Origin of the sequence: Streptomyces sp. NPDC093089 (assembly GCF_044754405.1) — a bacterium.
GTDB lineage: Bacteria > Actinomycetota > Actinomycetes > Streptomycetales > Streptomycetaceae > Streptomyces.
Genome location: NZ_JBIVPA010000016.1, coordinates 1 through 22,228, shown reverse-complemented (window position 1 = coordinate 22,228; position 22,228 = coordinate 1). Strand labels below are relative to the sequence as shown.

Here is a 22,228-nt window from a genome sequence, read left to right as displayed (position 1 = left end):
CCGCTCACCGGTCCAGCGCGTTGTCGATGGCCTTCATCGCCGCCCGCCACGCGGAGTCGGGCGACCGGCCCGTCTGGTCGACCTGGAGCATCCCGACGTCGGCCAGGGCCTGCCAGACCAGGGCGTCCTTCGGGCCGACGGGGGCCCGGGGGACACCCAGGGCCGCCTTGGCGAAGATCGCGCCGACCGGGGCGTCGCCGAAGTACGGGTGGCGGGCGCCCGCGACGGCCGGCAGCGTGTACGCGGCCGAGGCGCTCGGGAAGCTGCCGCGCCGTGCGAAGAGCGTCGCCTGCTGGGCGGGCGCGGTCAGCCAGGCGGCGAGCCGGGCCGCCTCGGCGCGCTGCCGCCCGGCGGACGGCACGACGAGGAAGGAGCCGCCCCAGCTGCCCGGCCGGGGCGCGGGGGCCACGTCCCACCGGCCGCGCCCGGCCGGGCCCGCCTTGTCCTGGATGTAGCCGAGCATCCAGGCGGGGCAGGCGATCGTGGCGAACGCCCCGTTCGCGAAGGCCTGGTCCCAGCCGGGGGTGAACTGCTGGAGCCGGGCGGTCAGTCCCTGCCGGGCGAACGCGGCGGCGAGGTCCCAGGCCGCGCGTACGGCGGGGTTCTCCGCCACGATCAGTTCGCCCCGCTCGTCGTAGAAGCGCGGGGACACCCCGCCCGTGACCGCCGCGAGGACCCCGGACGCGGAGTCGGTGAAGGCCGTGCCCCGCGGCGCCCGCTCGCGGTAACGGACGCCCGCGGACAGGTACTTGCGCCAGTCCCCGGCCCACAGCCGCCCGACGGCGTTCCGCTCGGTGGGCAGTCCGGCCCGGGCGAAGAGGTCCTTGCGGTAGCAGACGGCCTGCGGCCCGATGTCGGTGCCGAGCGCGAGGGTGCGGCCGTCGCGGGTGGTGCCCTGCGCCCACTTCCACGGCAGGAACGCCCGCCGGTCGACGCCGGGGGCGGTGCCCAGCTCGTCGAGCCGGTCCGCCTGAGTGTCGAGGACCTCGGCGATGTTGCCGACCTCGACGGCCTGGACGTCGGCGAGGCCGGAGCCGGCGGTGAGATGGGTGAGCAGCTGCGGGTAGTAGACGTCGTTGCGGGTGAGCGAGGTCTGCCGGACGGCGACGTCTGGGTGGAGCCGCATGTACGCGTCGTAGAGGCCGGCTTCCTGGAAGCCGAAGGTGCCGAACACGCCGACGGTGAGGGTGACCGGCCGCCCGCGGCCGTCGACCGGGGCGAGGGCGCCCGCCGGGCGCGGCTCTGCGGGGTCGGTCGCGCAGCCGGCGGCGGGTGCCAGGCCGAGCAGCAGGGCTAGGGCGAGTCCGTACGCCCCGCCGCCCGTCCGCCTCCGGTCCCGGCTCCGTCTCCACCCCATGGCGCCCGACCGTAGTGCGGCGCCTTCCGCGCGGCCGGGGGCAGCTCGCCGGGAAGGCGGAACTCGACGCTCCCGCTCACCCGTTCGGCCGAGGACCGTCGAACGTCTTCGACGACGTACGGACCTTGACCGTGTTCTGACGGCGACTCAATAGTGGGAGCGCTCCCATTCAATCTTCGACAGGACACCCATGCACAGAACACGCCACCTCCTGGCGGGGCTCGCCCTCACCGCCGGCCTCCTCGCCGGAGCCGCACCCGACGTCGCAGCGGCACCGGCACCCCTCGAAACGGCCGCCACGAGCACCTCGTACAGCTGGAAGAACGTCCGGATCGACGGCGGCGGCTTCGTCCCCGGCATCGTCTTCAACCGGACCGAGAAGAACCTCGTCTACGCCCGCACCGACATCGGCGGCGCCTACCGCTGGAACCAGTCCTCCGCCACCTGGACCCCGCTCCTCGACTCCGTCGACTGGGACCACTGGGGCCACACCGGCGTCGTCGGCCTCGCCTCCGACGCCGTCGACCCGAACCGGGTGTACGCGGCCGTCGGCACCTACACCAACGACTGGGACCCCGGCAACGGCGCCGTCCTCCGCTCCGCCGACCGCGGTGCCACCTGGCAGCGCGCCGACCTCCCCTTCAAGCTCGGCGGCAACATGCCGGGCCGCGGCATGGGCGAACGCCTCGCGGTCGACCCGCACAAGAACAGCGTCCTCTACCTCGGCGCGCCCAGCGGCAACGGCCTCTGGCGCTCCACCGACTCCGGCGCCACCTGGGCGAAGGTCACCTCCTTCACCAACCCGGGGAGCTACCGGCAGGACCCGGCCGACACCAGCGGCTACAACTCCGACCAGCAGGGCGTCGTCTGGGTCACCTTCGACGAGTCCACCGGCACCGCCGGCACCGCCACCCGCACGATCTACGCCGGCGTCGGCGACAAGGACAACGCCGTCTACCGCTCCACCGACGCCGGCGCCACCTGGTCCCGGCTCCCCGGCCAGCCCACCGGGTACCTCGCCCACAAGGGCGTCCTCGACGCGGCGAACGGCCACCTCTACCTCGCCTACAGCGACAGGGCGGGCCCGTACGACGGCGGCAGGGGCCAGGTCTGGCGGTACGCCACCGCCACCGGCGCGTGGAAGGACATCAGCCCCGTCGCCGAGGCCGACACCTCCTACGGCTTCAGCGGCCTCACCGTCGACCGGCAGCGCCCCGGCACCGTCATGGTCTCCGGCTACAGCTCCTGGTACCCCGACACCCAGATCTTCCGCACCACCGACGGCGGCGCCACCTGGACCAGGGCCTGGGACCACACCTCGTACCCGAACCGCGCCGACCGCTACACCCTGGACGTCTCCTCCTCGCCCTGGCTGACCTGGGGCGCCAGCCCCGCCCCGCCCGAGCAGTCGCCGAAGCTCGGCTGGATGACCGAGGCCCTGGAGATCGACCCCTTCGACTCGAACCGCATGATGTACGGCACCGGCGCCACGCTCTACGGCACCACCGACCTCGGCAAGTGGGACACCGGGGCCACCTTCACCATCAGGCCCATGGTCCGGGGCCTGGAGGAGACCGCCGTCCTCGACCTGGCCTCGCCGCCCTCCGGCGCCCCGCTCCTCAGCGCCCTCGGCGACATCGGCGGCTTCCGGCACACGGACCTCGCCGAGGTCCCCTCCATGATGTTCACCGGCCCGAACTTCACCTCCACCACCAGCGTCGACTTCGCCGAGACCGCGCCGGACACCGTCGTACGGGCCGGCCACCTCGACGGCGGACCCCGCGTCGCCTTCTCCGCCGACAACGGCGCCACCTGGCGCGGGGGACAGGAGCCGCCGGGCGTCACCGGCGGCGGCACGGTCGCCGCGTCCGCCGACGGCACCCGCTTCGTCTGGAGCCCGGACGGCACCGGCGTCCACACCGGCACCGGGGGCACCTGGACCGCCTCCACCGGCATCCCGGCCGGCGCGACCGTCGAGTCCGACCGCGTCGACCCGCGGACCTTCTACGGCTTCGCGGCCGGCACCTTCTACGTCAGCACCGACGGCGGCGCGAGCTTCACCGCCGAGGCCACCGGCCTCCCCGTCACGGGCCCCGTCCGCTTCAAGGCCGTCCCCGGCCGGAAGGGCGACATCTGGCTCGCCGGCGGGTCCACCGGTTCCACGTACGGCCTCTGGCACTCCACCGACGGCGGCGCCGCCTTCACCCGGGTCGCCGGCGTCGACCAGGCCGACACCGTCGGCTTCGGCAAGGCCGCCCCGGGAGCCTCCTACCCCGCCCTCTACAGCAGCGCGAAGATCGGCGGCGTCCGCGGGATCTTCCGCTCCACCGACGCCGGCGCGAGCTGGGTCCGCGTCAACGACGACGCCCACCAGTGGGGCTGGACCGGCGCCGCGATCACCGGCGACCCCCGGGTCTACGGCCGCGTGTACGTCTCCACCAACGGGCGCGGCATCCTCTACGGCGACACCGCCGGGACCGGCGGCGGAGACGGCGGCGGAACCGACCCCGGCACCCCGCCCACCGGCGCCTGCGAGGCCGCTTACCAGGTCGTCAGCCAGTGGCAGGGCGGCTTCACGGCCCAGGTCACCGTCCGCAACACCGGTACGGCCCCGCTGAACGGCTGGACCGTCCGCTGGAGCCTGCCCGCCGGGCAGCGGGTCACCCAGGCCTGGAACGCCGCGGTCGCCCAGACCGGTGCGGAGGTGACGGCCACCCACCTCCCGTACAACGCGACGGTCGCCCCGGGCGGCTCGACCGCCTTCGGCTTCAACGGCGCCTGGACGGGCACCAACCCGGCCCCGGCGGCCCTCACCTGCGGGTGAGGCGCGCGGAAACGACTCAGGCCCCGGTTCTTTCGAACCGGGGCCTGAGCCTTCAGGGTGAGTAACGGGACTCGAACCCGCGACATCCTGGACCACAACCAGGTGCTCTACCAGCTGAGCTATACCCACCATGACCGGCGGTTTTCCCGAAGGTTTCCCTGACCGGCCGAGAAGAAGTCTACAGGGTCCCGGAGGGTGCTCGCGCCCGCGTTTTCCCGAGGGGGTTCCGAGGGCGCGAGCGGGTGGTCATTCGGCGGGCAGGACGTGGCGGGCCGCGATCTGCTTCGCGGTCTCCGAGTCGGGTCCGGGCTGCGGGACGAAGACCGCCTCGCGGTAGTAGCGCAGCTCGGCGATGGACTCGCGGATGTCGGCGAGCGCCCGGTGGTTGCCGTTCTTCTCCGGACTGTTGAAGTACGCCCTCGGGTACCAGCGGCGGGCCAGCTCCTTGACCGAGGACACATCGACGATCCGGTAGTGCAGGTGGCCCTCCAGGGCCGGCATGTCGCGGGCGAGGAAGCCGCGGTCCGTGGAGACCGAGTTCCCGCACAGCGGCGCCTTGCCCGGCTCCTTGACGTGCTCGCGGATGTAGGCGAGCACCTGGGCCTCGGCGTCGGCGAGCGTGGTCCCTTCGGCGAGCGCGTCGAGCAGCCCCGAGGACGTGTGCATCTGGCGCACGATCTCGGGCATGGTCTCCAGGGCCGCGTCCGGCGGGCGGATCACGATGTCCACCCCTTCGCCGAGCACGTTCAGTTCCGAGTCGGTGACCAGTGCGGCCACCTCGATGAGTGCGTCGTCCGTCAGCGAGAGCCCGGTCATCTCGCAGTCGATCCACACCATGCGATCGTTCATGTGTCCACCTTAGGGGGTGCCGTGCCGATCGGGCCGGGCTCGTGGCAGGCCGACGGGCGCCCGGGGGAGGTGTCCCCGGGCGCCCGTGGTTCCTGCGGTGCGCGGCTTGTGGCCGTGCGGGTCGTGGCTACGGCGCGCTGCGCTGGCCCGGCAGCGAGGCGCGGCCGGGGGCGTAGGCGTCGGACTGCGGCTTGCCCGGGTCGAGTGACGGGCGTCGCATGCCCACCGGGACCTGGGAGGGCACGATCGGGTCGAGCACGACCGTGCCGGCCTCACCCTGCGGCCGCCGGGCGCGGTACGCCGCCCGGTAGGCGGCCGGCGAGGAGCCGAGCTGCCGCCGGAAGTGGCCGCGGAGCGCCACCGGGGAGCGGAAGCCGCACCGGCCCGCGACCTCGTCGACCGAGTAGTCGGAGGTCTCGAGCAGCCGCTGCGCCTGGAGCACCCGCTGGGTGATCAGCCACTGGAGGGGGGCCGAGCCCGTCAGCGAGCGGAACCGGCGGTCGAAGGTCCGCCGTGACATGTACGCGCGAGCGGCGAGCGTCTCCACGTCGAACTGCTCGTGGAGGTGCTCCAGCGCCCAGGCGACGACCTCGGCCAGCGGGTCGGCGCCGATCTCCTCCGGTAAAGACCTGTCGAGGTAGCGCTCCTGACCGCCGCTGCGCCGCGGCGGGACGACCAGCCGGCGCGCCAGCGCGCCCGCGGCCTCGGTGCCGTGGTCGGTCCGCACGATGTGCAGGCACAGATCGATTCCGGCCGCGGTGCCGGCGGAGGTCAGCACGTCCCCGTCGTCGACGAAGAGCTCCCGCGGGTCCACGTGGACCGACGGGTAGCGCTTGGCGAGCGTCGGCGCGTACATCCAGTGCGTGGTCGCCGGGCGGCCGTCGAGCAGGCCGGCCGCGGCGAGGACGAACGCCCCGGTGCAGAGGCCGACGATCCTGGCCCCCTCCTCGTGCGCGCGGCGCAGCGCTTCGAGTGCCTCCGGCGGCGGCGGCGAGGTGATCGACCGCCAGGCCGGGACGACGACGGTCCCCGCGCGGCTGATCGCCTCCAGGCCGTACGGCGCGGTGAGTTCGAGGCCGCCCGTGGTCCTGAGCGGTCCCTCCTCGCCGGCGCAGACGAGCAGCCGGTATCGGGGCACTCCGGCGTCCTGCCGGTCGATGCCGAACACGGAGAGCGGGATGGAGCTCTCGAAGATGGGGCCGCCGCTGAACAGCAGCACCGCGACGACTTCGCGACGGCGGCGCCCGGACAGCTTCCGTGCGACCTCCGGTGCGGCGGAGTCCTGGCTCATGACGCTAAGCCCCCCTCGGTGTTCGCGTCTCCCTGGTCGTGTCGCTCCTGCACGTTTCCCCTCGGTTTTGCACGAGACCCCAGTCTTCGGTACCCATGATCGAATCTACTGTGTCCCGTGGCGCCGGCGTGACAAGTTCTCCATCCGGTGGATTGTCGACAAGGCAACTTGGCGTGAAGCGATCGATCGCGAACTGTCCCCGCCGGGTGGCGGGGGGAAGGGGTCGCGACCGCCAACGACCCCGTACATGGGGGGTGCGGGGCCTGGGAGCCGGGCTTTCGCCGGTCTCCTTGCCGGGGCTGGCCAATCGTTCCGCCAAGGACTCGCCGACGCATGGAACTTGGCTGAAATCATATGGGTTCGGGTGTACGAACCTGTCAACTCGAAGGGGTGCGGGGGTGGCTCGGTGCCCCGCTCAGGCCTGATCGCGACGCCCGCAGCGGCCGCCCTCGGTCCGCAGTCCGCGCTCCGAGCGGCGCAGCAGCACCCGGCAGGCCGCCGTCACCGAGACGAGTCCGAGCGCCGCCCCGGCGGCCCCGCCGAGCGAGGTGCCGTAGACGACGAGCACCACCGGGACCAGGACGCAGCAGAAGGCCGCCCAGCGGACGACGTCGTCGGCCGGACCCCTCGCTCCCCCTCCCGCTCCCGCCGCCGGCCCCGGCTCCGACTCCGCGACGACGACGGCGACGGTCGGTGCGGGAGCGGGCGCCCGGCGGCGGCCGCGGGGGGCCCCGAGGGCGGAGGAGGAGGGGGTGGCGGAGGTCTGGCCGACGGCGGTCGGTGGTGCGGGCACGGGCGGTCTCCCTGCGACGGTGGGCTGGACCTGTGGCAACGAGGAGTGGAACGTTCCGGTCACTCTGGGCGACGTCCGTTTGGCCCCCGTACGGACGCCTGTAGGGCACAACCGGCATTGCCAGATCGCGAGCCGCTCGTGCATGCTCCCTGGAGCGCCGCCCGCGGGCGGCGGGCACGCCGGGCGTGAGACGGCGGGCTCTGGGCAGGAGAGGAGTGGCGCCGTACCCTTGGGGGTATGGGGTTGGGAAGATGATTCCCGGACACAGCTCCGCCGCCACCCGTCGTTCGTCCCCTCTTTTCCCCGTCCCTTCGCACGAGGACCCTCTTCGCCGAGACACCGATGGCCGGTCACGAATTCCCCGAACCCGCGGACCGCAAGCGCGTCGCCGACTCCACGGTCGACCCCCTCGCGGTGGAACAGCCACGTCACGCCTGCGACCCGGCCTTCCGGCACGGCGTCGTCGTCGGCTTCGACGGCTCCACGTCCAGTGAGCGAGCCCTCGCGTACGCCATCGGCATGGCCAGGCGCTCCGGATCGGGCCTGATCATCGTGCACGTGGCCAACCGGCTGCCCACCACGGTGTGGGCCGGCTGCGAGCCGCCCGTCTTCGTCGACGTGCCCGACCACCGCACCGAGGTCCTCGGTCTGGAGCTGGCCTGCGCCGAGCACCTCTCCGAGGTGCCGTGGATCCTCGTCGAGCGCGGCGGGGACATCTGCCACGAGCTGGAGGAGGTCGGCCGCGAGTACTCGGCCGACGCCATCGTGGTCGGCTCCACGCACGGGATCGTCGGGCGGATCTTCGGCTCGGTGGCCGGCCGCCTCGCGCGCCGCGCCCAGCGGCCCGTCATCGTCATCCCGTAAACCCTCCGCGTCACCCTTCCGGGGGACTTCTCCGGGCCCTCCCGGGGACCCGTGCGGCCGCCCGGTCCGGCGCCTTCGCTCACGGTGCGTCAGGTCTCTTCGCCAACTACCGTCATTCGGCCATAAATTCGGCCTTCCGCAGGTGAATTGTGCGCTTGTGAAGGGTACATAAAGGTCACCGGATCACGCAGCTCACGCAGCACGACTGCACACCTGAAGGGAGCCCGCCGTGAACAACGAAGTCGCCGCGGGAAACACCGCCTCCACTCTCGGACACCTCGCCCTCGGACTGACCCTGCTGGCCTTCGGCCTGGGCGGCACGGGGATCGTCGACAACGTCGCGGCAGCGGATGCCGCAGGCCTCGCCACCTGGGTCGGCGGGGTCACGCTCTTCCTCGTCGGCCTGCTCGCGCTCAGGGCGGGCGACAAGGGAGAGGGCACGGCGTACACGGCGCTCGGCGCCTTCTGGTTCACCTGGGGGACCGGCGTCGGCGGCACCGGCTCGGCCGACGCGGCGGGCCTGTTCCTCCTCCTGTGGGCGCTCCTCGCGCTCACGCTGACCATGGCCTCCTCGGGCAGCGGGCTCTTCGGACAGGGCGTGTACGGCCTGCTGTTCGTCGCGCTGCTGCTGCTCGGCGTCGGCGCCCTCGTCGACAACGGCGGCCTCGGGAAGGCGGGCGGCTGGGTCGCCGCCGTCGCCGGCCTCGTCGCCTGGTACGGCGCCACGGCGGCGGTGGCGGGCTGGCCGACGTCCCTCCGGCGCACGGCGAGCGCTCCGGCCGCCGGCTGATCCACCCCGCTCCACCGCGCTCCACCGCAAAGGACAGCGGTCCCCGTGCACCTGGGTGTGCACGGGGACCGCTGCGTGTCAGGCCGAGATCCGCCGGGGGACAGGCCCGGCGGCGCGGCTCGGGGGGACAGGCCCCGAGGTCGCTGCTACTCGACCGTGACGGACTTGGCCAGGTTGCGCGGCTTGTCGATGTCGCGGCCCATGGCGAGCGCCGTGTGGTAGGCGAGGAGCTGGAGCGGGATGCCCATCAGGATGGGGTCCAGCTCGTCCTCGTTCTTCGGCACGACGATGGTGTGGTCGGCCTTCGCCTGCGGCTGGTGCGCGACCGCGAGGATGCGGCCGCTGCGGGCCTTGATCTCCTCCAGGGCGGCGCGGTTCTTCTCCAGCAGGTCGTCGTCGGGGACGATGGCGACCGTCGGCAGGGCCGGCTCGATGAGGGCGAGCGGGCCGTGCTTCAGCTCGGAGGCCGGGTAGGCCTCGGCGTGGATGTAGGAGATCTCCTTCAGCTTGAGGGAGGCCTCCAGGGCGACGGGGTAGCCCCGCACACGGCCGATGAACATCATCGACTGGGCGCCCGCGTACTCCGCGGCGATCTCCTTGATCTCGTCCTCGGTCTTGAGGATCTCCTCGATCTGCGCGGGGAGCTTGCGCAGGCCCTCGATGATCCGCTTGCCGTCGGTGACGGACAGGTCGCGGATGCGGCCCAGGTGCAGGGCGAGCAGGGCGAAGGCGGTCACCGTGTTGGTGAAGCACTTGGTGGAGACGACGCAGACCTCGGGGCCGGCGTGGACGTACACGCCGCCGTCGGCCTCGCGGGCGATGGCCGAGCCGACGACGTTCACGACGCCGAGGACGCGGGCGCCCTTCCGCTTGAGCTCCTGGACGGCGGCGAGCACGTCGTAGGTCTCACCGGACTGGGAGACGGCGATGTAGAGGGTGTCGGGGTCCACGACCGGGTTGCGGTAGCGGAACTCCGAGGCCGGCTCGGCGTCGGCGGGGATGCGGGCCAGGGACTCGATGAGCCCGGCGCCGATGAGGCCGGCGTGGTACGAGGTGCCGCAGCCGAGGATCTTGATGCGGCGGATGGTGCGGGCCTCGCGGGCGTCCAGGTTCAGGCCGCCGAGGTGCACGGTGGAGAAGCGGTCGTCGATCCGGCCGCGCAGCACGCGGTCGACCGCGTCGGGCTGCTCGGAGATCTCCTTGTGCATGAACGTGTCGTGGCCGCCCATGTCGTAGGAGGCGGCCTCCCACTCGACGGTCTCGGGGGTCGCGGTGGTGGACGCGCCCGAGGTCGTGTAGGTGCGGAAGTCGTCGGCCTTGAGGGTGGCCATCTCGCCGTCGTCGAGGGTGACGACCTGGCGGGTGTGGGCGATCAGGGCGGCGACGTCGGAGGCGACGAGCATCTCCTTCTCGCCGATGCCGAGGATGACCGGGGAGCCGTTGCGGGCCACCACGATGCGGTCGTTGAAGTCGGCGTGCATCACGGCGATGCCGTAGGTGCCCTCGATGACCTTGAGCGCCTCGCGGACCTTCTCCTCGAGGGTGTCGGCCTGGGAGCGGGCGATGAGGTGGGTGATGACCTCGGTGTCCGTCTCGGAGGCGAAGACGACGCCGTCGGCCTCCAGCTTGGCGCGGAGCTCCTGGGCGTTGTCGACGATGCCGTTGTGGACGACGGCGACCTTGTTCTCGGGGTCCAGGTGCGGGTGCGAGTTGATGTCGCTCGGCGCGCCGTGGGTGGCCCAGCGGGTGTGGGCGATGCCGGTGGTGCCGGTGAAGCGCTTGGGGACCTTGGCCTCCAGGTCGCGCACGCGGCCCTTGGCCTTCACCATCTTCAGGCCGGCGGCCTTCGGGCTGGTGATGACCATGCCGGCGGAGTCGTAACCCCGGTACTCCAGCCGGGCCAGGCCCTCCAGCAGCAGCGGGGCGACGTCACGCTTACCGATGTAACCGACAATTCCGCACATAAAGGTGTTACCCCTCCAGATCGGTGAGTGTGCCCGGCCGACTCAGCCGTAGACGATGCGGCGCAGCTGCCGGAGCGAGAGCTCCTGCGGCGCCACGGCCCGGTGCGGCAGTTCGCCCGAGATCCGTTCGAAGATCTCGGCGTTCACGGCCCCGCCGGACTGCAGCTCGCGGTGGCGGCGGCGGACGAACTCCTCGGTCGTCTCGTCGAAGTACGCCAGCACGTCGAGCACCACCCGGGCGGCCTCACCGCGCTGGAGCGCGGTGCTGCGGACCAGATGGTCGATGAGGTCGTCGTGCGACGGGCGGCGTTCGAGCACCCATGAATAGTGAGGCGCCGGGCCCATTTTCGCAAGAATCCTGCCCGAAATCGGGCAGGAGGGTCCCGGTCCAGCCTCCGATCGGCGAAATTGGTCCAGACCTCAACCGATCGGAGTCAGGGCGGTACGCAAGGTGACCGTACGGATATAGAACACGTCAGACGCGTCCAACGACCGAAGGGGAGCCGCCCGTGACACCGCGCCGAAGGATTCCACGCCTGATCGGTTCGCTGCTCCTGGTCGCGGCCGCCGGTGCCGCCTGCGGCGAGGCCGCCGCGGGCACCGGGACCGCCGCGGCCGCCGAACCCGAGGTCCGCCCGCTCGGCCGGATCGTGCCCGCCCCCGCCTCCGTCACCCCCGAGGGCGAGCCGTACACCCTCACCGGCGACACCCGCATCGGCGTGGACGGCACCTCCCGCGAGTCCAGGGCCCTCGGCCACTACCTCGCCGGGCTCCTCCGCCCCGCCACCGGCTTCCCGCTCCCCGTCGTCGAGGAGGCCGCCGCCCCGGGCGGCATCCGGCTCCGGGTCGACCCCGGAGCCACCGCCCTCGGCGCCGAGGGCTACCGGCTCGTCTCGGGACCCGACGGCCTCACCCTCACCGCCCGCGAGCCCGCCGGCCTCTTCCGCGGCGTCCAGACCCTGCGCCAGCAGCTGCCCGCCGCCGTCGAACGCAAGACCGTCCAGAACGGCCCCTGGAAGATCGCGGGCGGCACCGTCACCGACACCCCGCGCTACGCCTACCGGGGCGCGATGCTCGACGTCTCCCGCCACTTCTTCACCGTCGACGAGGTGAAGCGGTACATCGACCAGCTCGCCCTCTACAAGGTCAACACCCTCCACCTGCACCTCTCCGACGACCAGGGCTGGCGCATCGCCGTCGACTCCTGGCCCCGCCTCACCACGCACGGCGGCTCCACCCAGGTCGGCGGCGGCCCCGGCGGTTTCTACACCAAGGCGCAGTACCGGGAGATCGTCCGGTACGCCGCCTCCCGCTACCAGGAGGTCGTCCCGGAGATCGACATGCCGGGCCACACCAACGCGGCCCTCGCCTCCTACCCCGAACTCAACTGCGACGGCGTCGCCCCGCCCCTCTACACCGGCACCAAGGTCGGCTTCAGCTCCCTCTGCGCGCCCAAGCCCGTCACGTACGACTTCGTCGACGACGTGATCCGCGAGATCGCCGCCCTCACCCCCGGCCGCTACGTCCACATCGGCGGCGACGAGGCCCGCTCCACCAGCCACGACGACTACGTCGCCTTCATGGACCGGGTCCAGCCCGTCGTCGCCAAGTACGGCAAGACCGTCATCGGCTGGCACCAGCTCACCGGCGCCACCCCCGCCCCCGGCGCCCTCGTCCAGTACTGGGGCACCGACCGCACCCCCGCCGCCGAGAAGGACCGGGTCGCCGAGGCCGCGCGGAACGGGACCGGGCTGATCCTCTCCCCGGCCGACCGCTCCTACCTCGACATGAAGTACACGAAGGACACCCCCCTCGGCCTCGCCTGGGCCGGGACGGTGGAGGTCCGGCGGTCGTACGACTGGGACCCGGCGGCCTACCTCGGCGTCCCCGGGACCGCGGTCCGCGGCGTGGAGGCCCCCCTCTGGACCGAGACCCTCGCCACCACGGCCGACCTCGACGTCATGGCCTTCCCCCGCCTCCCCGGCATCGCCGAACTCGGCTGGTCCCCGGCCTCCACCCACGACTGGGACACCTACAAGCTCCGCCTCGCCGAACAGGCCCCCCGCTTCGACGCCCTCGGCATCACCTACTACAGGTCACCGCAGGTGCCCTGGCCGGCGGAGTAGCACGCCCACCGAAGCGGAACGCCCGGCCGGGGGAGACCCGGCCGGGCGTTCCGCTTCGGTGCGGCGGTCGGACGGGGCCGTCCCCCGCCGGTGGGTCAGAAGGCGCCGTTGAGGCCCCACCACTCGCCGTCGGTCGTCTCACCGGCCGCGAAGGCGCCGGTGCCGAGGCCGCGGTAGGTGACCAGCCACCCCGGGTTCCCCCGGGAACCGCCGAGGACGTAGTCGCTGTTGGTGACGGTCGAGAGATCGGGGCGGCCGTCGCCGGTGGTGTCACCGACCGCGAGGAACGTGTCCATCGCGTTCCAGCCGCCGGTTCCGATCAGCTTGCGGGCCCCGAGGCCACCCGAAGCGGTCCCCGGGTAGGACCAGAGCCTGCCCGTGGACCTCTCCCGGGCGATCACGTCCACGCGGCCGTCGCCGTTCGTGTCACCGGGGCCGACCAGGGCGTCCATGGCGTTCCAGCCGCCGGTTCCGAGCAGCTTGCGGGCCCCGAGGCCACCGGAGGCGGTGCCGGGGTAGAGCCAGAGCCTGCCCGTGGACTTCTCGACGGTCAGCACGTCGGGGCGGCCGTCCCGGGACAGGTCCCCGACGCCGGCGATCCGGCCCATGGCGTTCCAGCCGCCCGACCCGATGAGCTTGCGCGTGCCGAGCCCGCCCGTCCCCGCGCCGGCGTACAGCCACAGCCTGCCGGTCGAGCCCTCGCGGGCGAGGACGTCCTCGCGGCCGTCGCCGGTGAAGTCACCGTGGCGCACGAAGGCGTTCATGGCGTTCCAGCCGCCGGAGCCGACCAGTCGGCCCGAGCCGTCGCCGGGCAGGAACCACAGCCGCCCCACCAGGTCCCGGGCGAGGACATCGGCCCTGCGGTCACGGTTCAGGTCGCCGAAGCCGGCCGTCGTGGGGGAGGACGCCGCGTTCCACGAGGGGTACGCGGGCCGGGAGCACTCGCGTTCCGTCCGGACGAACTTCAGCGAGGCGATCGTGGTCATCGGTCCCGTGGTCCAGGAGCCGTTGACCGCCGGATCCTCCGACCAGTAGCCGTCGTACCACCTGTACTCCGGGGACTCGTACAGACAGGTGTACAGCGACGTCCGGTTGATGTACGAGCCGAACCGGGTGCCCCACGAACCCATCGTGGCCATGTTCGTCTTCGTCTTGAGCATCGACCCCTTCGCGTCCTCCTGCGTCCAGGCGCAGAAGTAGCCCGCCGGGCAGTCGGACACGGCGGCCTGGGCCGGCGCCGCGGTGCCGACGGCGACGCCGCCCAGGGTCGCGAGGCCCAGCAGTGACGCCAGACCGCGCTTGATCATCGTGCGCATGTGTTCCCCTTTCGTCAGGTGAGACCAACGACCTGCCGGAAGGTTGTACGAGCGGGAACGCGCCCACCCGCGTCGGGCGGGCGTGGAACAGATGCGAGCCCCGGCGGAGGACCGTACTCCGGCGGGGCTCGCATCGGTCTTCGGGCCTGGGGAGGTCAGGCGAAGCGGGCGATCGGGTTCACCAGGTCGCCGACGAGCTGGAGGGCCGCCGACGGGTCCGCCAGGTCGACCATCTGCTTGTTGTTGCGCAGCTGGAGGCGGTTGAGCGCGGAGAGGGCGAAGGTCTCCGCGAACATGTCGTACTGCGCGAAGCGGTCCGAGAGCTCCGGCTCGGAGGCCTGGTAGGCGTGCACGCAGTCCGCGACGGTGCGCCAGAACGAGTCCTCGTCGAGGACGCCCTCCGCGGCCAGGGTCGCGCCCAGGAAGCGGAAGAAGCAGTCGAAGACGTCGGTGAAGACCGAGAGGAGCTTCATGTCCTCGGGGATCTCGGCACGGACGCGCTCGACGGCCGGCGGCAGCACCGCCGCCGGGTCCATGACGACGATCTCCTCGGCGATGTCCTTGAAGATCGCGCGGGAGACCGTGCCGTTCTCGTCGAGGACGAGGATGACGTTCTCGCCGTGCGGCATGAAGGCCAGGTCGTAGGCGTAGAAGCTGTGCAGGACCGGCAGGAGGTAGGCGTCCAGGTAGCGGCGCAGCCAGACGGCCGCCTCCAGGCCCGACTCCTTGATCAGGGCGCCCGCGAAGGACGCGCCCGCGTGGTCCACGTGGAGGAGCGAGGCCATCGTGGCGAGGCGCTCGCCCTCGGCGAGGGACGGGACCGGCGACTCGCGCCAGAGGGCGGCGAGCATCTTGCGGTACGGGGAGTAGCGGTCGGTGGCGGCCTCGTACTCGAGGTGCCGGTAGCCGACGGCGGCGCGCTCGCGGATGATCGAGAAGCGGGCCGCGGCGAAGACGGAGTCGGCCTCGATCAGCTGGTGCAGCCAGTCGTTGATGGCCGGGGTGGCCTCCATGTAGGCGGCCGAGAGGCCGCGCATGAAGCCCATGTTCAGGACGGACAGGGCCGTCTTGACGTAGTGCTTGGCCGGGTCCGAGGTGTTGAAGAAGGTACGGATGGACTGCTGGGCCAGGTAGCTGTCGTCGCCCTCGCCCAGGTACACCAGGCGCTGCTGGGCGACCTCGGCGGCGAAGGTGACGGACAGCTTGTTCCACCACTGCCACGGGTGGCAGGGCATGAGGAGGTAGTCGGCCGGGTCGAGCCCGCGGCCGGTGAGGGTCGCGGCGAAGCCGTCCACCGCCGCGTCGCCGAGCTCGGCACGGACGAAGGCGTCGTACTCGATGTCCGCGCCGGCGGTGAAGGTGGCGCGGTCGCGGCGGGCGGCCAGCCAGATCAGGTGGAGGGGGCTCGCGGCCTCGGGGGCGTACGCGCGGAACTCGTCGACGCCGAAGCCGAGCCGGCCGTTGTTGGCGACGAAGCAGGGGTGGCCCTCGGTCATGCCGGTCTCGATCGCCTGGAAGCCGGCGTGGGCGAGCTCGGCGGCGGTGACGGGCGGCTTGGTCGCCTTGTAGGCCGTGCCGGCGAGGGTGGAGGAGATCTCCTCCAGGTAGACCGGGAGGATCTCGTCGCTGAGGCCGAGGGAGCCGCGGAGGTCGGTGATGAAGACGAGCGCGTCGAGCGGGAGCTGCTCGTCGCCGCGGTGGCGGCTGATCGAATCGGGGTAGACCTGCCAGTGGTCGAGGGCGAACCGGTCGGCGGTGAAGCGGTACTCGGTCGTGCCGTCGTCGCTGCGGACCTGGTAGCGGCTCTCGCCGAGCTCCTGCGGGTGCAGCAGCCGCTCGTGGGCGAACTCGGCGAGGCCCTTGCGGATCAGGGCTCGGTTGGCGTCGGCCCAGCGCTCGGGGGTGAGGTGGGCGACGGGGTCGGTGAGGGTCATGCCGCCACCGCCACGGCGGCCTCGAACTGCGCGCGGGTGCAGAAGCTCAGCAGGGCCTTCTTCTCGGGCTTCTGGATCTCGCGCTCGGGCACGAAGCCGACGGCCGCGTTGAGCGCGTGGACGGCCTTGTTGGAGACGTCGGGCTCGACGACGACCCGCTCGGTCGCCGGGTCGGCGAACAGCTCGGCCATCACGGCGGTGATCACCCGGCGGGTGAAGCCGTGCACGGGGGTGTCGGTGGGTGCGACGAGGAAGTGCATGCCGACGTCGCCGGGGAGCGCGTCGTACAGCCCGACCAGCTCCAGGTGCGCCGGGTCGTACCGCTCCATCAGGAAGGCCGGCTCGCCGTCGACCAGGCCGATGAAGACGTGGTGGTGCGGGTGGGCGCTGAACGCCGCGTACTCGCGCTCGACGTCCTGGAGGGTCGCGCCCTGCATCATCCAGAAGGCGGCTTTCGGGTGGGTGACCCAGGGGTGGATCAGCCGGGCGTCCTTCGACGGGTCGAAGGGACGTATCTGGACGGTCATGCGGCGAACTCCTGGAAGGCGATGGTCTTCTCGACGGGGTAGTGCTCGTAGCCCAGCATCGCGCCGATGATGTACGCGTTGCGGTAGGCCCCCATGCCGAGGTCGGGCGAGGTGATCGAGTGGGTGTGCACGCCGGCGTTCTGGAGGAAGACCCCGCGGCCGGTGGTGTCGATCGCGTAGTTGCGGGCCACGTCGAAGCGGCCCTGGCCGTCCCAGTTGAGGCGGTCGCGGACCGGCTCCAGGAAGGCGGGGACGGCGTACTTGTAGCCGGTGGCGAGGATCAGGCCCTCGGTCTCCAGCTCGAAGTCCTTCTCCTGCTCCTCCTGGCGGAAGCCGAGCGTGTACGTGCCGGCCGCCTCGTCGTACGCGGCGTTGCGCAGCGCGGAGTTGGTGAGGAGCCGGGTGGGGACGGGGCCGTTCAGGTTCTTCTGGTAGAGCAGGTCGAAGATGGCGTCGATCAGCTCGCCGTCGATGCCCTTGAAGAGGCCCTTCTGCTCGGTCTCCAGGCGGTAGCGGGTCCGCTCGGGCAGCGCGTGGAAGTAGTCCACGTACTCCGGGGAGGTCATCTCCAGGGTGAGCTTGGTGTATTCGAGCGGGAAGAAGCGCGGGGAGCGGGTCACCCAGTTGAGGCGGTAGCCGTGGACGTCGATCTCCGAGAGGAGGTCGTAGTAGATCTCGGCGGCGCTCTGGCCGCTGCCGACCAGGGTGATGGACTTCTTCTTCTGGAGCTCCTCCTTGTTCGGGAGGTAGCGCGAGTTGTGGATCAGGTCGCCGCCGAGGTCCCGGCAGGTCTCGGGGACGTAGGCGGGGGTGCCGGTGCCGAGGACGATCCGGCGCGAGCGGAACGTTTCACCGGCCTCGGTGGCGACCACGTACACCTGGTCGGCCTCGTCGAAGGACACCGTCGCGACGGTGGTCGAGAAGCGGATCGAGGAGAGCTTCCCGGCGGCCCAGCGGCAGTAGTCGTTGTACTCGGTCCGCAGCGGGTAGAAGTTCTCGCGGATGTAGAACGAGTACAGCCGGCCCTTCTCCTTCAGGTAGTTGAGGAAGGAGTACGGCGAGGTCGGGTCGGCCATCGTGACCAGGTCCGACATGAACGGGGTCTGGAGGTGGGCGCCTTCGAGGAACATCCCCGAGTGCCACTCGAAGTCCGGCTTGGACTCCAGGAAGAGGCCGTTCAGCTCGTCGATCGGCTCGGCCAGGCAGGCGAGTCCGAGGTTGAACGGACCGAGCCCGATGCCGATGAAGTCGTGGATCTCGGGCGTCTCAGGCGTGGACAAGGTTCTCTCCCAGGTACTGCTCGGCGTGGCCGGCGATCAGATCGAGGACGGCGGCGATGTCGGCCGCGGTGGTCTCGGGGTTGAGCAGGGTGAACTTCAGGTACTGGCGGCCGTCGACCTTGGTTCCGGCGACGACGGCCTCGCCCGAGGCGAAGAGGGCCTTGCGGGCGTGGAGGTTGGCCCGGTCGACCTCGGCGGGCGGGACGTCTCCCTCCGGGACGTACCGGTAGACGAGGGTGGAGAGCTGCGGTGCGACCACCACGTCGTAGCGCGGGTCGGCGGTGAGCAGGTCGAAGCCCTCCCGGGCCAGGTCGCACACCTCGTCGAAGAGCTCGCCGACGCCGTCGGCGCCCATCACGCGCAGCGTCATCCACAGCTTGAGCGCGTCGAAGCGGCGGGTGGTCTGGAGGGACTTGTCGACCTGGTTCGGTATCTGCTCGGCGACCATGGGGGTCCCCCCTGTTCGAGCGGAGTCGAGGACTTGGGGGAGGCGCGGGTTCAGGTAGTCCGCGTGGTAGGTCGCGTGGCGCAGGGTGGCGCCGTCGCGGACCAGGACGGCGGAGGAACTCACCGGCTGGAAGAAGGACTTGTGGTAGTCGACGGTGACCGAGTCGGCCCGCTCGATGCCGTCGAGGAGGTGGCGGCGGGTCCGGGAGGCGAGCAGGCCGCAGCCGTAGGCCGCGTCCACGTGCATCCAGGCGCCGTACTCCTCGGCCAGGGCGGCGATCTCGGGCAGCGGGTCGATGGAGCCGAAGTCGGTGGTGCCGGCGGTGGCGACGATCGCCATCGGGACGAGGCCCTCGGCGCGGCAGGCCTCCAGTTCGGCGGCGAGGACGACGGACTGCATCCGCTTGTTCCCGTCGACCGGGACGGGGACGACGGCGTCGCGGCCGAGGCCGAGCAGCTGGGCCGACTTCTGGACGCTGAAGTGGCTGCACTCGGAGGAGAAGATCCGGAGCTTGGCCAGGTCCGCGGTCTTGGCCTCCTCGCGGGCGAGGAGCAGGGCCTGGAGGTTGGACTGCGTGCCGCCGCTGGTGAAGACGCCGTCGGCGGCCGGTCCGAGGCCGATCCGGCCGGTGGTCCAGTCGATCAGCTTGCGCTCGATGAGGGTGCCGCCGGCGCTCTGGTCCCAGGTGTCGAGCGAGGAGTTGACGGCCGAGAGGACCGCCTCGCCGAGGACGGCGGGGATGACGACCGGGCAGTTGAGGTGGCCCAGGTAGCGGGGGTGGTGGAAGTAGACGGCGTCCCGCAGGTAGACGCTCTCCAGCTCGTCGAGCGCGGCGGAGGAGTCGCCGAGCGGCCGGTCGAGGTCGACGGCGTCGATGACGGGCGCGAGCTCGGCGGGCGTCACACCGGTGAAGGGGCCTCGCGTCGCGGCGAGTTTGCTCGCCACCCGCTCGACTCCTTCGGTGACGGAGCGTCGGTAGCTCTCCGCCGTGGTGTCGTTGAGCAGGTGGGAGCGCATGGAGGGCCCTTTCGGGAGGGAACGCCGGGAATGCCGGACCGCCGGGCGATCAGCAGTAGTTAGGTTAGCCTAACCTAATTTTGCAACGCAATGACCCCCCAGCCCCGAAGGGATGGAGGGTCATCGGGGGAGGGGAGGTCAGACCTCTTCCTGCGTCTCGTCCGGGACCTCGCGCAGCGCGTCCTCGGACAGCCCCTTGCGCCAGTAGCCGACGAACGTCACCCGGCGGCGGTCGAGTTCGCGCTCCCGCACGAAGTGCCGGCGCAGCGCCTTGACCGCCCCGGACTCGCCCGCGATCCAGACGTACGGGGACGCGCCGGGCAGCTCCGCCCCGCGCACCGCGTCCACGGCGGACGGCGCGCCCTCCTCCCGTACGAGCCAGGTGACCGTCGCGTCCGCCTCGGTCGCGAGCTCCGTGCGGTCGCCGGAGAACGGCACCTCCAGGAAGACATGGGCGCGGGTCTCGGCCGGCAGCCACTCCAGGATCGCCGAGGCCGCGGGAAGGGCCGTCTCGTCCGCCCAGATCAGCACCGAGTCGGCGTCCTCGGGCAGCCGGAAGCGGACGCCCGTGTTGTCGGCGACCGCCGGACCCAGGACGACCACCTGGTCGCCGGCCTTCGCGCGGCCGGCCCAGCGGCAGGCGGGCCCGCCGTCCTCGTGGATCGCGAAGTCGATGTCGATCTCGCGGGGTTCGGTGCGCTGCTCCCGGACGGTGTACGAGCGCATCACGGCCCGCTCGTCGTCGGGCATCGCGCGCCAGGCGCCGAGGATCGCGTACATGTCCGGGTTGTCCAGCGGCGGCAGGACGGGCGCCTCCTGGCCGGGGTGCGGCAGGAAGAGGGAGAGCGACTGGTCGCGGCCCCCGGCGGCGAATTCCTTCAGGTCGTCCCCGGTGAAGGTGACGCGGACCAGGGACGGGCCGAGCCGTCGCGTCCGGTCGACTTGGAGGGCGAAGAACTGGAAGGGGGCCTTCTCGGCGTTCGTCATGGGTCAGGACACCTTCTGGGTGGCTCGGGCGTTTCGGGGCACGGCGACGTCGCCTCCGTGCGGGCCTGGGTCGGCCCGGGCAAATCAAAGATAGGTTAGCCTAACCTCATTCTGATCTACAGGGGGGAGCCGTACACGGCTGTGAGGCCCGCCACCCCGGGGTGGCGGGCCTCACGCGTGCGGTCGACGCTCAGACGAGGTCGCTGGCGAACCAGTTCCAGCTGCCGAAGCCCGTGCTGTCCCACGGCTTCACCGGGTCGGCGAAGCCGGTGCCCGTGCTGGTGAACTTCCACAGGCCGGTGCGGTTGGTGCCGTCCGTCTGCCGGCCGTAGTTGTAGAGGACGCCGACGTCGGTCTTGCCGTCGCCGTTGAAGTCGCCGGCCGTCACCTTGCTCGCGGCGGCGTTCCAGCTGCCCGTGCCCGAGTCCCACTTCTTGGAGGGGTTGGTGAAGTCGGTGCCGGTGCTGGTGAGGGTCCACAGCGCCGCCTGGTTGCGGCCGTCCGAGGCCTCGCCGTTGTCGTAGAGGACGCCGACGTCGGTCTTGCCGTCGCCGTTGAAGTCGCCGGACGTCGCCTTCGACCGGTTCCAGTTCCAGGAGCCGGAGCCCGTCGAGACGTTGTCCCACTTCTTGGAGGGGTTGGTGAAGTCGGTGCCGGTGCTGGTCATCGTCCACAGCGCGGTGACGTTGGTGCCGTCCGCCTGCTGCCCGTTGTTGTAGAGGATGCCGACGTCGTCCTTGCCGTCGCCGCCGAAGTCGCCGGCGAGCAGCTTCGCGCGGTCCGCGTTCCAGGAGCCGGAGCCGGTGGAGACGTTGTCCCACTTCTTGACCGGCTTCGCGAAGTCCGTGCCCGTGCTGCGGAAGGACCACAGGGCCGAGACGAACTCGCCGCCCGTGTTCTGGCCGTTGTCGTAGAGGACGCCGACGTCGTCCTTGCCGTCGCCGTCGAAGTCGCCCGAGGTGACCTTCGACCGGGACCAGTCCCAGGAGTCGGCCGACTCCAGGCTGTCCCACTTCTTGGCGGGGTCGGCGAAGTCGGTGCCGGTGCTGGTGAAGCTCCACAGCGCGGTCCAGCGACCGCCGGTCTGCGAGATCCCCTGGTCGTACAGGACGGCGACGTCGTCCTTGCCGTCCCCGTTGTAGTCGCCCGTCGTGACCTTCGAGCGGTCCCAGTTCCAGGAGCCGGAGCCGGTGGAGACGTTGTCCCACTTCTTGACGGGGGCGCCGAAGCCGGACCCGGTGGAGGTGAAGGTCCACAGGGCGGAGCGGTAGCCCGTACCGTCCGTGGCCTGGCCGTTGTCGTAGAAGACGGCGATGTCGTCCTTGCCGTCGCCGTTGAAGTCGCCGGTGCTCTGTGTGGTGGTCGCGCGGTTCGCGGTGAGGAAGGCGACCCCGTCCGACAGCGGGCCGGTCTGCCCGGCGTCGTTGGCGGCGCGTACGGTCACCGTGTGCGAGCCGTCGGCCAGGGTCGTCGTGTCGAGGGAGACGGAGTAGGCGGGGCCCGCGCCGGTGTCGGTGCCGACCGCGACGCCGTCGACGTAGAAGGTCGCCTTGGTCGGGGTGCCGACGGCGTCGGTCACGGAGGCCGTGAGGGTGATCGTGCCGGTGGCCACCGTGCCCGAGGACGGGCCGACGACCCGGGAGACCGGCGGTACGGGGTCGGGGTACGGGTCCGCGTGGTCGGCGCCCAGGCCGGCGGCGGGCCCGCAGGTCGGCCATGCTCCCTCGCCCTGGACCTTGAGGACCTTCTCGGCGATGAGGATCTGCTCCTTCTTGGTGGCGAGGTCGGCGCGGGCCGCGTAGGCGGTGCCGCCGAACCCGTTCCAGGTGGAGGCCGAGAACTGCAGGCCGCCGAAGTAGAG

General features: G+C 71.8%; 17 protein-coding genes and 1 tRNA gene. 4 read left to right on the top strand and 14 right to left on the bottom strand.

The window, feature by feature from the left end:
- Nucleotides 1–4: 4 nt before the first annotated feature.
- Nucleotides 5–1,357 (bottom strand): extracellular solute-binding protein, encoded by a 1,353-nt coding sequence (locus ACIQFX_RS31805; RefSeq protein WP_402470367.1) that lies wholly within the window; start codon nucleotides 1,355–1,357, stop codon nucleotides 5–7.
- A gap of 190 nt (nucleotides 1,358–1,547) precedes the next feature.
- On the opposite strand from ACIQFX_RS31805, the gene ACIQFX_RS31800 reads away from it, so the two are divergent.
- Nucleotides 1,548–4,181, top strand: a complete 2,634-nt coding sequence (locus tag ACIQFX_RS31800; RefSeq protein WP_402470366.1) for a cellulose binding domain-containing protein — start codon at nucleotides 1,548–1,550, stop codon at nucleotides 4,179–4,181.
- A 56-nt stretch (nucleotides 4,182–4,237) separates the two neighbouring features.
- Here the strand turns inward: ACIQFX_RS31800 and ACIQFX_RS31795 are convergent.
- The 4 genes from ACIQFX_RS31795 to ACIQFX_RS31780 all read right to left on the bottom strand — a co-directional run bounded on the left by ACIQFX_RS31795 (nucleotide 4,238) and on the right by ACIQFX_RS31780 (nucleotide 7,114).
- Nucleotides 4,238–4,310, bottom strand: a tRNA-His gene (locus ACIQFX_RS31795).
- 117 nt (nucleotides 4,311–4,427) lie between these two features.
- Nucleotides 4,428–5,030 carry an oligoribonuclease gene (gene orn / locus ACIQFX_RS31790; RefSeq protein ID WP_402470364.1) on the bottom strand — a complete coding sequence of 201 codons (603 nt, stop codon included), beginning with the start codon at nucleotides 5,028–5,030 and terminating at the stop codon, nucleotides 4,428–4,430.
- Between the two features lie 127 nt (nucleotides 5,031–5,157).
- The gene (locus ACIQFX_RS31785; RefSeq protein ID WP_402470363.1) at nucleotides 5,158–6,321 is read right to left on the bottom strand and encodes a helix-turn-helix domain-containing protein; all 1,164 of its coding nucleotides are present in this window, start codon (nucleotides 6,319–6,321) and stop codon (nucleotides 5,158–5,160) included.
- 415 nt (nucleotides 6,322–6,736) lie between these two features.
- Nucleotides 6,737–7,114 carry a hypothetical protein gene (locus ACIQFX_RS31780; RefSeq protein ID WP_402470362.1) on the bottom strand — a complete coding sequence of 126 codons (378 nt, stop codon included), beginning with the start codon at nucleotides 7,112–7,114 and terminating at the stop codon, nucleotides 6,737–6,739.
- Between the two features lie 342 nt (nucleotides 7,115–7,456).
- Here ACIQFX_RS31780 and ACIQFX_RS31775 point away from each other — a divergent pair, with 342 nt between their 5' ends.
- Both ACIQFX_RS31775 and ACIQFX_RS31770 read left to right on the top strand, forming a co-directional pair.
- Nucleotides 7,457–7,978, top strand: coding sequence for a universal stress protein (locus ACIQFX_RS31775; protein WP_015033782.1), 522 nt, complete (start codon nucleotides 7,457–7,459; stop codon nucleotides 7,976–7,978).
- Nucleotides 7,979–8,207: 229 nt separating this feature from the next.
- On the top strand, nucleotides 8,208–8,768 hold the full coding sequence (locus ACIQFX_RS31770; RefSeq protein WP_402470361.1) for a GPR1/FUN34/YaaH family transporter: 561 nt from the start codon (nucleotides 8,208–8,210) through the stop codon (nucleotides 8,766–8,768).
- A gap of 146 nt (nucleotides 8,769–8,914) precedes the next feature.
- Here the strand turns inward: ACIQFX_RS31770 and glmS are convergent, their stop codons facing one another.
- A complete protein-coding gene (gene glmS / locus ACIQFX_RS31765; protein WP_402470359.1) occupies nucleotides 8,915–10,732 on the bottom strand; it encodes a glutamine--fructose-6-phosphate transaminase (isomerizing) in 1,818 nt (605 codons plus the stop codon).
- 42 nt (nucleotides 10,733–10,774) lie between these two features.
- Nucleotides 10,775–11,050, bottom strand: coding sequence for a hypothetical protein (locus ACIQFX_RS31760; RefSeq protein WP_026057838.1), 276 nt, complete (start codon nucleotides 11,048–11,050; stop codon nucleotides 10,775–10,777).
- A 191-nt stretch (nucleotides 11,051–11,241) separates the two neighbouring features.
- On the opposite strand from ACIQFX_RS31760, the gene ACIQFX_RS31755 reads away from it, so the two are divergent.
- Nucleotides 11,242–12,858 carry a beta-N-acetylhexosaminidase gene (locus ACIQFX_RS31755; protein WP_402470357.1) on the top strand — a complete coding sequence of 539 codons (1,617 nt, stop codon included), beginning with the start codon at nucleotides 11,242–11,244 and terminating at the stop codon, nucleotides 12,856–12,858.
- 95 nt (nucleotides 12,859–12,953) lie between these two features.
- Here the strand turns inward: ACIQFX_RS31755 and ACIQFX_RS31750 are convergent, their stop codons facing one another.
- From ACIQFX_RS31750 to ACIQFX_RS31720, 7 genes are all read right to left on the bottom strand, one after another.
- Nucleotides 12,954–14,174, bottom strand: coding sequence for an FG-GAP-like repeat-containing protein (locus ACIQFX_RS31750; protein WP_402470355.1), 1,221 nt, complete (start codon nucleotides 14,172–14,174; stop codon nucleotides 12,954–12,956).
- A gap of 155 nt (nucleotides 14,175–14,329) precedes the next feature.
- On the bottom strand, nucleotides 14,330–16,108 hold the full coding sequence (locus ACIQFX_RS31745; RefSeq protein ID WP_402470353.1) for an IucA/IucC family protein: 1,779 nt from the start codon (nucleotides 16,106–16,108) through the stop codon (nucleotides 14,330–14,332).
- Nucleotides 16,105–16,635, bottom strand: a complete 531-nt coding sequence (locus ACIQFX_RS31740; protein WP_402470351.1) for a GNAT family N-acetyltransferase — start codon at nucleotides 16,633–16,635, stop codon at nucleotides 16,105–16,107. Before ACIQFX_RS31740 ends, ACIQFX_RS31745 begins: the two co-directional genes overlap by 4 nt.
- Nucleotides 16,632–17,915, bottom strand: a complete 1,284-nt coding sequence (locus ACIQFX_RS31735) for a lysine N(6)-hydroxylase/L-ornithine N(5)-oxygenase family protein (RefSeq protein ID WP_402470350.1) — start codon at nucleotides 17,913–17,915, stop codon at nucleotides 16,632–16,634. Before ACIQFX_RS31735 ends, ACIQFX_RS31740 begins: the two co-directional genes overlap by 4 nt.
- The gene (locus ACIQFX_RS31730) at nucleotides 17,902–19,380 is read right to left on the bottom strand and encodes a pyridoxal phosphate-dependent decarboxylase family protein (RefSeq protein ID WP_402470349.1); all 1,479 of its coding nucleotides are present in this window, start codon (nucleotides 19,378–19,380) and stop codon (nucleotides 17,902–17,904) included. The genes ACIQFX_RS31735 and ACIQFX_RS31730 overlap by 14 nt, the downstream gene beginning before the upstream one ends.
- 138 nt (nucleotides 19,381–19,518) lie before the next feature.
- Nucleotides 19,519–20,367, bottom strand: coding sequence for a siderophore-interacting protein (locus ACIQFX_RS31725; RefSeq protein ID WP_402470347.1), 849 nt, complete (start codon nucleotides 20,365–20,367; stop codon nucleotides 19,519–19,521).
- A gap of 190 nt (nucleotides 20,368–20,557) precedes the next feature.
- On the bottom strand, nucleotides 20,558–22,228 hold a 1,671-nt coding region (locus ACIQFX_RS31720), incomplete at its 5' end, for a transglycosylase family protein (protein ID WP_402470346.1).